The organism is Rothia aeria, assembly GCF_016726365.1.
Taxonomy (GTDB): Bacteria; Actinomycetota; Actinomycetes; order Actinomycetales; family Micrococcaceae; genus Rothia; species Rothia aeria.
The window spans coordinates 1664015-1676437 of the sequence record NZ_CP068102.1; the positions used below are offsets into that span (position 1 = coordinate 1664015).

The following is a 12423-nucleotide window of genomic DNA, read 5'->3' on the forward strand; positions in this document are numbered from 1 at the left end:
AGTTGCTACCCATGTAGACTACGGCTTACCAAGCTGCGGAGTTTCAGACGGCCTTTGTGATAAAAAGGCAGCCTGAAAACAGGGAAACAAGGATTTCAGGCTGCTTTGGGTTGAGTTTAGCCACCCAACGCACGCTTGTTGCCACAGATATTTATAAATCAACAACAGGTTGGTAACCAAATTCTTTGAACACGGCGCGGCGCAGGTTTTTTTGCGCGTCGTCGAAAAAGCCGCCCAGTTCTAAGCCGACAAAGGGGAGAAACGGAGTAATCAGCGGGTGGCTAATCATACTGTTGTCCAAGCCTTTTTGCGTACGCAGGCGCAGCAGGGCGAGGATTTCCCACGGCATCCATTGTTCCAACGTGTATTCGAATTCGGGGTAACCTTTTTCATCGTCGCGGCTTTGCCGGATATGGTAGTCGGCGAGGTCGTTGAAAATCTGCTTCACCTGTTCGGCGTCGCTGCTGTCAAAGCCTGCGTAGGCGGTTTGGTAGAGTTCGGAGAAGGCGAACAAATCTGCCTGCGTTTGGTCAATCGGCAGGGCAAGATGGTCTTGGGCGAGGCGGAACGACAGGGGGATGAGGGTGCGGGCGGCATCGGTTTCCTGCGGTCGGATGCATTCGTCTGGGTTGGCAATGATGGTTTGCAGGGCGGCGAAGCTGAGGCTCTGCTCGTCGCGGCTGAAAAAGAGGGAGGCGAGGAAGGCGAAGTAGCTATTGTTTACGCTGATATAGGGAATGCGCGGTCTGCCGGTGAGGTGGTGGCGTACATAGCCCATGGTAAGGAAATAGGCTTTTGCCATCATGGCGCGGAACAGGCTTTCGCTTGGAGCTTGCAGAAATTCGGCAAGCGGGATGCACAGTTCCATGCGCAGATCGTAGATGACTTGGGTGGCGGTGTAGCTGACTTCACAGTCCTTCTCCAAAAAGTCGTCATACCAGCGGTGGGTGAACGGGGTGGTGCCTTGGCGGATGTATTCGTCCAGATAGCCGCGTTCGCGTTGATAGTCTTCGCTGTCGTCACCGGTAGTAATGTTTTCAACCAGACGGTCAAGATTGTGCTTCATGGCGGCGGTGGGTTTTTTGCTCATTTTTTGCTCCTAAATTAATTACCATGGGCTAAATGTCATGCGGGTTGCTTGAAATTTATGATTCATATCAACAAAGACAGTTTCGGTTTTATCTATATTATTAAATATCTCTTGCGCCTTCTTCTTATTAAGAGGCGTCTTTTTGCCGTCTAAGCCTTTCATAAAATATCCGCCTTTTTTCTTATCCGTTACATCTTCCGTCAACACTTGCTCAGCAAAACATTTACCGCCTTTCTGCTGTCTTTCGCTTAGTTTAAATTTTCCACGTTTAGAACTTTTAACTTTAAATATGTCATATTTCCCATCCGGTCTCAATGCGACAATATCCAAGCCGTTTCCGGAGGCATTTTGAATAGAGAAGACTTTTTTGTATCCCGTACCTTCCAGATATTTCATTACCCTGCGCTCGCCGGCAGTACCCAAGCGCTGCGCGTAGGTTTTTTCAATCCCAACGGGTCGAACCAAACCAAAGCGTTATCTGCAAATTGATAAAGATGCTCCCCACCCAACAACCCAATCGGATCCTGATTCACAAACCGCCCGACCTCAGGCTCGTAATAGCGCATCAGGTTGTAATGCAGCCCGGTTTCTTCATCATAATACTGGTTTTGCAGTCGGAACGGCTGATGCGCGTTCTTGTAAACCCCGCCCGTCCTTTTTCAGACGACCCCAGGCGGTGTATTCGCCGTACCATAAGAGATTGCCGTGGATGTCGGTCATCTCGCGCGGGATGCCGATTTGGTCGGTGTGGAAATAGGCGAGGTATTGTTTGCCGTCTTTGGCATTGTCAAAGACTTGCGCCAGCGGTTCGTAGCTGTCCTAGTCGGTGTAGAGATGGGTGTGGCTGCCTTGGTAGGTATACTCCTGCGCCAGTCTCGTACCGTCCCAGACGAAATGGGTCCGCTTTGGTTCGGTGCTGGTCCAGGCCAGTTTGTCTTTGCGTTCTTTGGAGAGTCTTCGCCCGAACGGGTCGTAGGCGTATTCCCAGATTTCGGTGTTGCCGGCTTTCTTTTTAATCTCGGCGCGGACCAGTTGGTTTTCGGTGTCGTATTGGAAGTATTGGTTTTCGCCGTTAGGGAGCTGGCGGTAGATCAGGTTGCCCAGTGCGTGCATTCCACACACACCCCACTTCAGGATTAGGGGTTTTATGCGGGCTACGGCTTGCTGTGTCGGAATTAGAAGTTTTATACACGTTACGGTTTGTTGCTTGTTAAACCTAGTTTTCTAATAATTAAACATTCCTTTCTTTACCAATAGAAATTCTTCTAAGGAAGATGATATTTTTTCTAAGGAGTCTTCACTCATTACTCCCAGGCCAACAGCAAAAATATTTTGCTCTTTATTGTCCATCAGAACAGCAATTCCCCCACCATTATCTCCAATCATAAGAAAATTCGGTAAATATTCTTGTACCTCATAGTCAATATTCCTTTGTTGAATATCCTCTGCCTCTAAAAGGGTTATCTCATCTCCAAATAATCCATTACTTAGTTCTAAAAATTGAATATATGATGAATATGAACTATGCCACTTCAGTGGCAGCATTTTTATTGCCTGGCTAGTAGCAGGGTCATTTAAAATGTATAAAGTTTCTAATTCATATCTATTCATTTTAAATTGCTCCCAGTTCTTTGAAATACTTATAGTTTTGATTTAATGCTCGTTTAATTTTCTTAGGTGACAAACCCGCAGCTTTTAATTGTCTTGCTGCTTCCGTAAATTATTGTCGAATACTTGTATTATATCCATTTTGTTTCCTAAAGGCTCGCTTCATTGCTGAAATAATAGCATGAGCTTTTTGACGAAGAAGGCAATAGAATTGCTGGAGCTTTTAGGGGATCGTAACCTTTTATATTCTTTCTTGCCCATTCTCGTTCAATGGTATGGTGTGATTGCCCCCTATCATCATCTTTTATGTTGCAATATCCTGGTGCACGATTACTTTACCGAAAACAATATCCAAACAGCTTGACTTGAGTTTTGGCAATTTTGCCTGATGAGGTGAAAATACAGTTGTTACGCATATTGTCACACAATTTAATATTCATTATTTAATATGCGCTTTTTAATTTCCTGATCAAAAGGATTATCTTCGAAAATCAAGTCAAAACCAGTAAAAAGGCCATTCTTATTTTCTTTCACTTTATCATCAAACTCGAACAATTTTTGAACAAGTGGGTGATTAAAAGGTAATTTATTTACCTTAATAATATAAAAAGCTGTCAATGATTTAAACTCAAAATGAGATGGGTACTTAGCTAGATGTTCTAGAACATTTGGACTCATGTCCATGAAAGCTTTAATAATAGAAACATAACCTGATATCAAATGCCTCAGGACATCAGGATAAATTTTGTCAGCTTCCTCAGGAGAGGACGGTACCTTAATAGTGTTCCCCCATTTGAAACTAGTAAGCAAGGGAGCATGATAATAATGTGCACATGCTATAGACTCCATCCAAAAAATTGTTTCAAAATTAATCTCATGAATATTATATTTTCGATTTTGAGACTCATACATTTCCTTAAAAAATTTAGCTAAAGTTTTACTTTCTATCCAAATACATGCTGTATATCCCTCATAAACTCTTGAATGATCAAAGGAGATTTCTCCGTAAAGATGGTTTGCTTTTCTAAATTTAATCGACTTCTTGAAGAAACGCACATTTTCTTCATTCATGTTTTCTTTAATATATTCCATGAGATTTTCAAAAAATACTTTTCTATCCATAATACTTTTCCTTTAATCATTAAACTTTAAAAGTATTTCACAAACCGTCCAGTCTCCGGCTCGTAATACCGCATCAGGTTGTAATGCAGTCCAGTCTCTTCATCATAACACTGGTTTTTGCAACCTGAACGGCTGATGTGCGTTACGATAGACCCGTTCCTCATTTTCAGGCGACCCTAGGCGGTATAGTTGCCGAACCACAGCAGGTCGCCAGCTTTGTCGTAGGCGTAACGGCGATTGAACACGGTACAACAAAGGTCCTCTGAAAAGCAGAAACCACGTGCGTACCGCATACACCCTACGTCCAGACTTGAAGGTTTTGTTCGGGCTACAGCTTGCTATCCCAGTCCGACCGATAACAGAAATCGGATTGTCAAAGAACAAATATTTTAGACGACCACAAAGAGATACTGGGGTAGTCTGCAAACCAAAAAACGCGTGTACGTTTTGAAGAACGCACGCCACCGCTACCTGTGAATTTGGAAATTTAGGTAGGCTGTGGCTTGCTCGCTAAAAACGCATACAGATAGAGGTTTACATTTTCTTATTTATTTCTTGTTATTCCCAATTATTCAAAGAAAAAACCATAGAAGTTTTTTACTTCAATACTTAGTTTAGTCAGCTGGAAAAAAGCATTAATTTCAGCAATGAATTCATCGTCCTCTAGAATAAAATAATCATCATTATTAATATTCTTCGAAAAGAATTTTTCCGACAATGTCATTATTTCAGATAATGTTTGTATAAAATCTCCTAAAGAAGAAGCTATTTTTTTAGGTTCTTCTGAACCCAATCGTAAGGAAAAGATTTCAAAAGTTTCCTTTGAAATTAATATAGGTTCATCATTTTGACTAGCCATATAGAGATAATTCTCTATGTTTATGCCTTTTGGCCATCCTACTAAGCTTTCTCGATTTTTAGATGATGCAAAAATTAAATTAAATGGCTGACCTATATGGATCTGAGGGTTTAATGTTACCAAATTGAAAAAATAGTTAATGATAAACTCATTATCCTGTAATATTTTTTTATCAATTATAATTTGCCCAAAATCAATCTCCTCACGAGAAAGTTGACCATAAATATTAGAAAAATTTCTAACTGCTGTGTTCAAACTAAACATAATAATATACTCCTATACTGTGCATTTTTAAGTTATTGTAACATTGCTCGCCTACCAATTAATTTACCGCGTCCTAAATTGGTCCAGCGACCTCTACGCCCTTGATTAGAATGTAAATTATCGTCAACTCCTCCGGGATGGTTACTATTAGGCAAAAATACAATATTTCGTGGGTTGCCTTTCCATTTTGACCTAAACTGCCTGATTCAACAGAATTAATATGATGACCGGTATAACCCGCTCTAGACATAACAGAAGTCAATTTTTTATTTTTCGTGCTCAAAATCAAATCTCTTTCTGCTTGTGTCCATTTTCGAGTACCACCCCCTGCCTCAACTAAAGCTTTTTCCTCTCTCCAAAGCTTTATCTATGGCTGTTCCACGTGCACCATTTTGAGCCGGAATAGTATCTCGGGGTTTGTAACGTATAAGGTGAACCAAACCCCATGGATCACCCCAAATCTGAACATTCGGCGCAAACTGATAAAGGTTATCCCCATCTACCAACCCAATCGGGTCCTGTTTCACAAACCTACCGATTTCAGGTTCAAAGTAGCGCATCAGGTTGTAATGCAATCCGGTCTCTTCATCATAATACTGGTTTTGCAGTCAGAACGGCTGATGTGCGTTCCGATAGACGCGTTCGTCCTTTCAGGCGCCCCTAGGCGGTGTATTCGCCGTACCGCAGGAGATTGCCGTGGGTGCCAGTCATCTCTCTGGGATACCGATGTGGTCGGTGCGGAAATAAGCGAGGTATTTATTCTTCTTTGTTTTGGTTGTTGTGGAAGACTTTGGCTAGGGGGGTAGCAGCCTTTGTAGGTGTACCCCTGAAGTAATCGATTACCGTCCCAGACGAAATGGGTACGTTTCGGGTCGGTGCTCGCCTATGCCAGTTTGTCTTGGCGTTCTTTGGAAAGCCTTCGTCCGAACGGGCCGTAGGCGTATGCCCAGATCTCAGGGCGGTTGCCAACTAGATAAAATATGTTGTTAAAAACAAAAATGCCGCCTGAAAATTTTATCTAAAACTTTTCAGACGGCATTAGTGCTTACGCTTTTTGCATATTAATCTCCACAAAACTCACCGATATATGTTAAACCATTATATTTTTTATCTGGAGAAATTTTTAAGTCAGGGTCTGAATACCATAAGACAGCATTACCTTTTGTAATACCCAGCTCTTTACATTTTGCTTTTACGGCTGGTAATTCAGATTCATCTACCGCAGCTTCAACTAATAATTTATTCAAAGAAACTACTTTAGGAAATAAAGGAATAATTCCAATATAGTCTTCATCGTATTCTTCATCTAATCCAATATCTTTACAAAAAGGGCAAAACACACCCTCTGGCAAACTATCTTGTTCGAAATACTGCTCATACTGATCTTCTGAATCTGTTACAGTTCCTAACCACAAGTGTACCCTGTCGAATCTGTCGTCATCTTCTTCCAAAAACATGATATTTTCCTTAATTGAATTGTTAAACAATTATATTCATCAACCATCTACTGAATTACCACATATACCACAGACTAATGGAAATCTTCCTATCATGCGCCGATCATGGTGTTCTGTAAGTATATCTAATACCTCTTACTGCGTTGCCCGAGTTGAAACGGTTGCCGAACAATCGGATAGCGAGTCTGGTCGGCATCGCGCTGCACCTGAGACAGAGCGACGAAACCAAATTCAAAAGCCACTACTTCGGTGGAAGGTCTGCAGTACATAAGGCGCTGTATATGGCTACCATGGTGGCAACACAGTTCTGAACCGCTTATTCGTTGCCGTTACGGCGTGTGTGCGCAAACTGCTGATGGTATTGAACGCCCGGATGCGTGATTACTTTGCCGGAAACAGTATCCGAGCGGCTTGATTTGAGTTTTTGCATTTTCGCCCAACAGGGGTAAAAATACAGTTATTACCTATGTGGGCTACGCTTTCTACGCTACTCTGTATCCTCTTCCCAATCTATAACTTCACGATCAAGAGTTTGCCGCACAATTTTATGTTTATCAAAATCAGATGAGTACTGAATAAACTCACCAAAAAATAAACAATTGTTAAAAAAATCAACCAATTCCTTTTTTATTTCATTAGAAAAAATAATGTGTATTTCTTGAATGGTGTCCAGAAATTTTTCACTTTTGTCAAAAATAATTATGATTCTTTTAGGGTGAAAAATAATTTTTTCTGGGTCTAAGTACCTTCCATTTTCCTGACCGGATAACTCAAAATAAGCAATCTCTGAATACTCGAAATCAGGGTCTATGTATACAGAAGACTGAATATTAAAATATCCACCTTCAAATATAATATTGAAACAACTTGTATCTAATTGATCATAAACCATTTCATAATTAATTACATTTAAAACAATTTTACCCATATTAAAATTCTCATTATGTACAATTATATTTTGGAGATAATATTTTTTGTATTTCTGTGCTCTCTATGCTTTATGGCAATCCTTGCTTTTAGGGTTTGTTTCCCATTTTTATTTTTCCTGTTTTAGCATCTTCCCAATAAGATTCTATAACTAAATCTAATGCAGCAGATGCGTTGTTCATATTTCCTGCCAGCCGTTACCCCTTCCATTTCTGAAGTTCAGCGAGAGCACCCGGCCGTTGTTGTCGATAACGTACTGCAGCAAACCGGTCCGGTCAGCAGATGGTAAACGAAACGCTGATGGCTGCCGTTGGCGTCTTCTGCTGCCACTAGCGAAGAGGAAGTAGTCTTCATCCGAACCGTCCTCTGCTACCAGCGGCGCAAAACGCAACGGCAACGAAGCGTCCAGCGAGTTGTATAAACAATGCAACAACGGTTTTTAATGTCTAGTAAATTTTTATTTAGGACATATATCCTATACAATTTTTTTGAGTTCTATGATTTGTTTTTCTACCTCAGAGATAATTGTAGGATCATTATCCCATATGTCTAAGAAATCCCAATCGCTATTTGGAGGATTTATCATATTTTCAAGTATTGTCAAAACCCTCTTAATGATTATGCTTCTTTGATCTAGAAAATCCTCTGGACATGTATAAGGTGAACCAAAACAAATTAAAATATGTGCGATCACTCTTATTGTGTCGTAATTTTCGTTCCTAGGATCAAATTGCTCCACTTCTTTAACTAGTAGGTCAAAGCTTTTAGTGTCCCAAAATTGATGTAACCAATCTGCTGCTTCGTCGTTTTCGTAAAATTTATATCCCCAAGCTCCCATAAAAATACACTCCTTATTAAAATCTAAAAATAGACTATTTATTTAACGTTTATAACCAGCTTATTGAGTGACCGTACTTTTTTATCTCTTCAAATAGTTTTTCTGAATCATTTTTAATTGAATCACGATACTTTTTCTGTAACTTTTTTCGGCTCTTACAAACCATTCATTAAAAATAATTTGCCATTCAGAAACTCTTTGTTTTTTATTTTCAAGTTGGCATCATCGGGAAATTTTTTAGCAATCATAAGTAACATGTCTAAATACCCTAATAATTGTTGGGCAGGTTCATCAGTACCTTTCATCCATTCAATAACATCTTCGATTTGAGATATTGAGAAGTGCAAATACGCCAACCCAACAAGATCAGCTCTATCGTTCTCATAGATTCCAGTTCCATATACTTTCATTTTATACTCCTAATTTTATATTCATATTTCTAAGGTTATTAAGGACATAGGTGACACGGTCCAATTCCCAGCAAATACCCCCCTACAGCCACATTGTCCTATTAACCTTAAAGTATCTCTCCAATCTTGTACATTCGACTCAAACTGATACAGATCCTCTCCGCCTATAACCTAATCGAATTCTAATTCACAAACCGACCCGCATCAGGTTCATAGTACCTGAAGAAGTCGTAGCGCGCCCATCTCACGGTCACAATACTGGCTTTGCGGGCGAAAGGGCTGGTAAACAGTATCCGTTACCTTGGTTTCCTCTTTCAGACGATCCCAGCCGGTATATATACCGAACCACAGCAGGTTGCCGCCCTTATCGGTCATCTCCCTGAGACGTTGATGTGGTCGCAGTGGAGGTAGTTCACTTCCTGAGGCTTTCGTCTTCGGCATTGGCGACGGCGCGCACAACGGACGGCTTGCCCATGCGGGCTGCCTGTTCTCGGCGGTTGACCTGACCGTTTTGCCGTGTGGGATTTGGTGCAAATCCTTGCCACGCTTCATTCTGAAACGATGTTCCGGGCATATGCAATGCAGTATCGAAAGAGCGGCGCGTACCAGAAAAAATATTCGCGCAGCTGTGCTTCGGTTTGCATCAAATGCTCATTTGTGCCGATGCGCAACGGTAGGTTTAACAACCGCTGCAAGTTCTTTTGTTCGCGCTTGACCCGCCTAATGCCAACAAATTTGAGTAGGCACAAACCCTGGTGGTGACGCAGGTAATTATGTCGCCCAAAGCTCCGGAAAATTTGGGGTCAGAATGGTGCTGTTCATTAAGATAGATTCCTTGGTCTCAACCAAACAAGGGTTGTCTGAGAACTTAATATATTATTAATAAACCGCCCTCGTCCCCATACGTAATCAAGATTTGCCTGGCTGCGTTTTATGCATATTTGGAATTTCGAGAACGCTCTCATTTTTAATGCTTGAACCGAAAGAGAAAAAATACTATCCTGTTTTAGGTGACGTTGGAGAAACGTCCAGAACCCAAGAAAGGCAACTAAGGGGACAGCATCATGGCAAAAGATTTAAATGTGTTCGATAAAGAGTATGGCCTTTTGATTAACGGCGCGTGGACGAGCCCCGGCACGCTTTTGGATTCTTACAATCCCGCCAATGGCGAAGCATTGGCGAAATTTACCGACGCGACTGACGCCGATGTCGATGCCGCCGTCGCCGCCGCGCAGGAAGCATTCAAAACATGGCGCAAGACCACCGCAACCGAACGCGCCGCCATACTCAACAAAATCGCCGATGTGATTGACGAAAACTTGGAACTGTTCGCCCTGCAGGAAACGCTGGACAACGGCAAACCCATCCGTGAAACCCGCGCCGCCGACATCCCGCTGGCTTCCGACCATTTCCGTTATTTCGCCAGCGTCATCCGCGGCGAAGAAGGCACCGCAACCCAGCTTGACTCCGAAGACCTGTCCATCGTATTGCGCGAACCTATCGGCGTAGTCGGTCAGATCATTCCGTGGAACTTCCCCTTCCTGATGGCGGCTTGGAAAATCGCGCCCGCACTCGCCGCAGGCTGTACCATCGTCATTCACCCGTCTTCCAGCACTTCACTGAGCCTGTTGTCGCTCGCTCAAAAAATTAACCACCTGCTGCCTAAAGGCGTGCTGAACATCATTACCGGACGCGGTTCGAAATCCGGCGAATACATGCTGCACCACAAAGGCTTCAACAAACTCGCCTTCACCGGCTCAACCGAAATCGGCCGCCACATCGGCATCGCCGCCGCCGAAATGCTCATTCCCTCCACCTTGGAGCTGGGTGGCAAATCCGCCAATATCTTCTTTGACGACATGCCGTTCGACAAAGCCCTCGAAGGCGCGCAAAAAGGCATTTTGTTCAACCAAGGCCAAGTGTGCTCCGCCGGTTCGCGCGTCTTCGTACAAGAAGGCATTTACGACAAGTTCGTCAACGCCTTGGCGGAAGAGTTCAAAAAAATCAAAGTCGGCCTGCCTTGGGAAGACGATACCCAAATGGGTTCGCAAGTCAACGCCGGTCAGCTTGAAACCATTTTGAAATACGTCAAAATCGGCGAACAGGAAGGCTGCCGCATCATCACCGGCGGTAAAAAACTCGAAGGCGAATTGGGCAAAGGCGAATTTGTCGAGCCGACCTTGATCGAGGCTGACAACAACAACGCCCGCGTTGCCCAAGAAGAAATCTTCGGCCCGGTTGCTACCGTAATTAAATTCAAAACCGAAGAAGAAGTCGTCAAAATGGCAAACGACAGCGAATACGGCTTGGGCGGCGCAGTTTGGAGCAAAGACATCAACCGCTGCCTGCGCGTCTCCAACGCACTGGAAACCGGTCGTATCTGGGTGAACTGCTACAACCGCCTGCCCGCAGGCGCGCCGTTCGGCGGATACAAAACTTCAGGCATCGGCCGCGAAACCCACAAGATGATGCTCGCCGCCTACACGCAGGTGAAAAACATCTACATTTCCACCCGCGAAGAGCGTGAAGGGTTGTATTAATTGCCTGCTGAACGTTGATTGAAATAGAGAAAGGGTCGTCTGAAAATCCGGATTCGGGTTGAGCTGACCCTCACTCGGGCGATCGGACACTCATAAAAACCTCTTCAGGCGCTCCGCATAAGCTGGGTTCTGTATGCAACAGAACCCAGCTTTTTCAATTTCAAACTCTGCATCGCTCCCAGTTGTAGTAGTCCATATAATCATCTATCTGTTTCATCAGTTCGTTCACCGTCAAGTCTCCTCCACTATAGAAGCATTCCGTTACACGGGAAAGAAGCTCTCCGCTGGTGCTGGGGCTATGATTTAGATCTGACCATTTTCGTTGTAGTCAAAACAAGTGATAGTTGCATATAGGAAAAAGGTCGTCTGAAAATTTATTTCAGACAACCTTGATGTTTGTTGGGTCTTGCCCCAGCCTACGTTTGCTAAATGGAATAATATCACCAGAAAAATGAAATCATCGGTTCGCCAAGCAGATTAAATGTGAAAGTAAGTGTTCCTTCCATAGTAGACTAAAAATACGGAAAACAGGAACCACTACAGCAGTATGCTAAACCAGTAGTTTTTAATAACCCACGTTGGATATCGTCTTTGGGGCAATTCAATCAGTATATTCAACTTTTGGTTCAAACATGTTCAATACGATACTTCCTTAAAGTAGGATGATTAACTAGAAATTCTAGGTATTTTTTAAAAAGTTCCTCTCCGCATAATTTATACACATTAAAGAAAGTGGGAAGTAATATATCGGATACTGTAGCGCAGTTCTCAAGTGTATCAGTGAATTGTTCTTCATCTGATAACCCTCCTAGTATAAGTTGAATAAAGTTTCTTTCATGTGATGATGTTTGTGAATCATGAATTTTCCAAACTCTTATTCGTTCCTTCTTCAATTCCTCATTTGATAAGACATTGGATAAATTCAATAGAATTTTACGACACGTATTTTCTGCTAATTTTATTAGAGTATCAGCTATTTGATTATGGATACAAGGGCTAGATAAAAGTACGTTTTTGATAAAATCATGCGTAATTATCTGAAGGTCATAATAGTTTATGGCATCAATATCAAATGTATTAGTTAATTCTCGTCCTGCTATAACATCAGGTCTATTTACCTCAGCCATTTTAACCTCCATTACTGTCGCGGATCCCAAGATTTTTTAATACGCAAAAGTATCACCTTCTTTGATATACCTGTACAAAGTTTTTTGGTTTTTATCCCATCCTAAAATTTTTAAGTTGTTCATATTGTAATCTCCATAGCCCTCAAAAAATAACAAAGATCTGTATTGCATCCATCGTGAG

General features: G+C 42.3%; 19 protein-coding genes and 1 pseudogene. 2 read left to right on the top strand and 18 right to left on the bottom strand.

Annotated features, from left to right (window positions below):
• Positions 1-151: 151 nt before the first annotated feature.
• The 12 genes from I6I94_RS07085 to I6I94_RS07140 all read right to left on the bottom strand — a co-directional run bounded on the left by I6I94_RS07085 (position 152) and on the right by I6I94_RS07140 (position 6400).
• Positions 152-1090, bottom strand: coding sequence for a hypothetical protein (locus tag I6I94_RS07085; RefSeq protein WP_037236367.1), 939 nt, complete (start codon positions 1088-1090; stop codon positions 152-154).
• Positions 1091-1108: 18 nt separating this feature from the next.
• Positions 1109-1555: a PDDEXK family nuclease gene (locus tag I6I94_RS07090; protein ID WP_172425622.1), complete on the bottom strand. Its 447-nt coding sequence runs from the start codon at positions 1553-1555 to the stop codon at positions 1109-1111.
• Positions 1486-1704, bottom strand: a complete 219-nt coding sequence (locus tag I6I94_RS07095; protein WP_197702337.1) for an RHS repeat-associated core domain-containing protein — start codon at positions 1702-1704, stop codon at positions 1486-1488. Before I6I94_RS07095 ends, I6I94_RS07090 begins: the two co-directional genes overlap by 70 nt.
• Positions 1685-1810 (bottom strand): hypothetical protein, encoded by a 126-nt coding sequence (locus I6I94_RS11575; RefSeq protein WP_197702323.1) that lies wholly within the window; start codon positions 1808-1810, stop codon positions 1685-1687. Before I6I94_RS11575 ends, I6I94_RS07095 begins: the two co-directional genes overlap by 20 nt.
• A gap of 99 nt (positions 1811-1909) precedes the next feature.
• Positions 1910-2203 (bottom strand): hypothetical protein, encoded by a 294-nt coding sequence (locus I6I94_RS07105; RefSeq protein WP_197702322.1) that lies wholly within the window; start codon positions 2201-2203, stop codon positions 1910-1912.
• 111 nt (positions 2204-2314) lie between these two features.
• A complete protein-coding gene (locus I6I94_RS07110; protein WP_128087153.1) occupies positions 2315-2701 on the bottom strand; it encodes an SMI1/KNR4 family protein in 387 nt (128 codons plus the stop codon).
• 146 nt (positions 2702-2847) lie between these two features.
• The gene (locus I6I94_RS11580; protein WP_122937410.1) at positions 2848-3006 is read right to left on the bottom strand and encodes a hypothetical protein; all 159 of its coding nucleotides are present in this window, start codon (positions 3004-3006) and stop codon (positions 2848-2850) included.
• A gap of 121 nt (positions 3007-3127) precedes the next feature.
• Positions 3128-3820, bottom strand: coding sequence for a growth inhibitor PemK (locus I6I94_RS07120; protein ID WP_128087152.1), 693 nt, complete (start codon positions 3818-3820; stop codon positions 3128-3130).
• A gap of 26 nt (positions 3821-3846) precedes the next feature.
• Positions 3847-3984 (bottom strand): RHS repeat-associated core domain-containing protein, encoded by a 138-nt coding sequence (locus I6I94_RS11585; protein WP_197702321.1) that lies wholly within the window; start codon positions 3982-3984, stop codon positions 3847-3849.
• 404 nt (positions 3985-4388) lie between these two features.
• Positions 4389-4943, bottom strand: coding sequence for a hypothetical protein (locus tag I6I94_RS07130; protein WP_006887535.1), 555 nt, complete (start codon positions 4941-4943; stop codon positions 4389-4391).
• A gap of 332 nt (positions 4944-5275) precedes the next feature.
• Positions 5276-5503 carry an RHS repeat-associated core domain-containing protein gene (locus I6I94_RS07135; protein WP_236588971.1) on the bottom strand — a complete coding sequence of 76 codons (228 nt, stop codon included), beginning with the start codon at positions 5501-5503 and terminating at the stop codon, positions 5276-5278.
• Between the two features lie 501 nt (positions 5504-6004).
• Positions 6005-6400 (bottom strand): immunity 22 family protein, encoded by a 396-nt coding sequence (locus I6I94_RS07140; protein ID WP_201620552.1) that lies wholly within the window; start codon positions 6398-6400, stop codon positions 6005-6007.
• A gap of 134 nt (positions 6401-6534) precedes the next feature.
• Between I6I94_RS07140 and I6I94_RS07145 the strand changes: the two are divergent.
• A pseudogene (locus I6I94_RS07145) lies at positions 6535-6815 on the top strand (IS110 family transposase); the annotation flags it as partial.
• A gap of 72 nt (positions 6816-6887) precedes the next feature.
• Here I6I94_RS07145 and I6I94_RS07150 read toward each other — a convergent pair.
• The 4 genes from I6I94_RS07150 to I6I94_RS07165 all read right to left on the bottom strand — a co-directional run bounded on the left by I6I94_RS07150 (position 6888) and on the right by I6I94_RS07165 (position 8950).
• Positions 6888-7328: a hypothetical protein gene (locus I6I94_RS07150; protein ID WP_128087150.1), complete on the bottom strand. Its 441-nt coding sequence runs from the start codon at positions 7326-7328 to the stop codon at positions 6888-6890.
• Between the two features lie 474 nt (positions 7329-7802).
• Complete coding sequence (locus I6I94_RS07155) at positions 7803-8165, bottom strand: DUF4259 domain-containing protein (RefSeq protein ID WP_128087149.1); 363 nt, start codon at positions 8163-8165, stop codon at positions 7803-7805.
• Between the two features lie 155 nt (positions 8166-8320).
• A complete protein-coding gene (locus I6I94_RS07160; RefSeq protein ID WP_201620553.1) occupies positions 8321-8575 on the bottom strand; it encodes a hypothetical protein in 255 nt (84 codons plus the stop codon).
• 210 nt (positions 8576-8785) lie between these two features.
• Positions 8786-8950: a hypothetical protein gene (locus I6I94_RS07165; protein ID WP_197702319.1), complete on the bottom strand. Its 165-nt coding sequence runs from the start codon at positions 8948-8950 to the stop codon at positions 8786-8788.
• Positions 8951-9639: 689 nt separating this feature from the next.
• Here I6I94_RS07165 and I6I94_RS07170 point away from each other — a divergent pair.
• Positions 9640-11115, top strand: a complete 1476-nt coding sequence (locus tag I6I94_RS07170; RefSeq protein ID WP_201620554.1) for an aldehyde dehydrogenase family protein — start codon at positions 9640-9642, stop codon at positions 11113-11115.
• 160 nt (positions 11116-11275) lie between these two features.
• On the opposite strand, the gene I6I94_RS11590 is transcribed toward I6I94_RS07170, so the two are convergent.
• The gene (locus I6I94_RS11590) at positions 11276-11344 is read right to left on the bottom strand and encodes a hypothetical protein (RefSeq protein ID WP_408015306.1); all 69 of its coding nucleotides are present in this window, start codon (positions 11342-11344) and stop codon (positions 11276-11278) included.
• A 397-nt stretch (positions 11345-11741) separates the two neighbouring features.
• A complete protein-coding gene (locus tag I6I94_RS07175) occupies positions 11742-12242 on the bottom strand; it encodes a hypothetical protein (protein WP_201620555.1) in 501 nt (166 codons plus the stop codon).
• Positions 12243-12423: the final 181 nt, after the last annotated feature.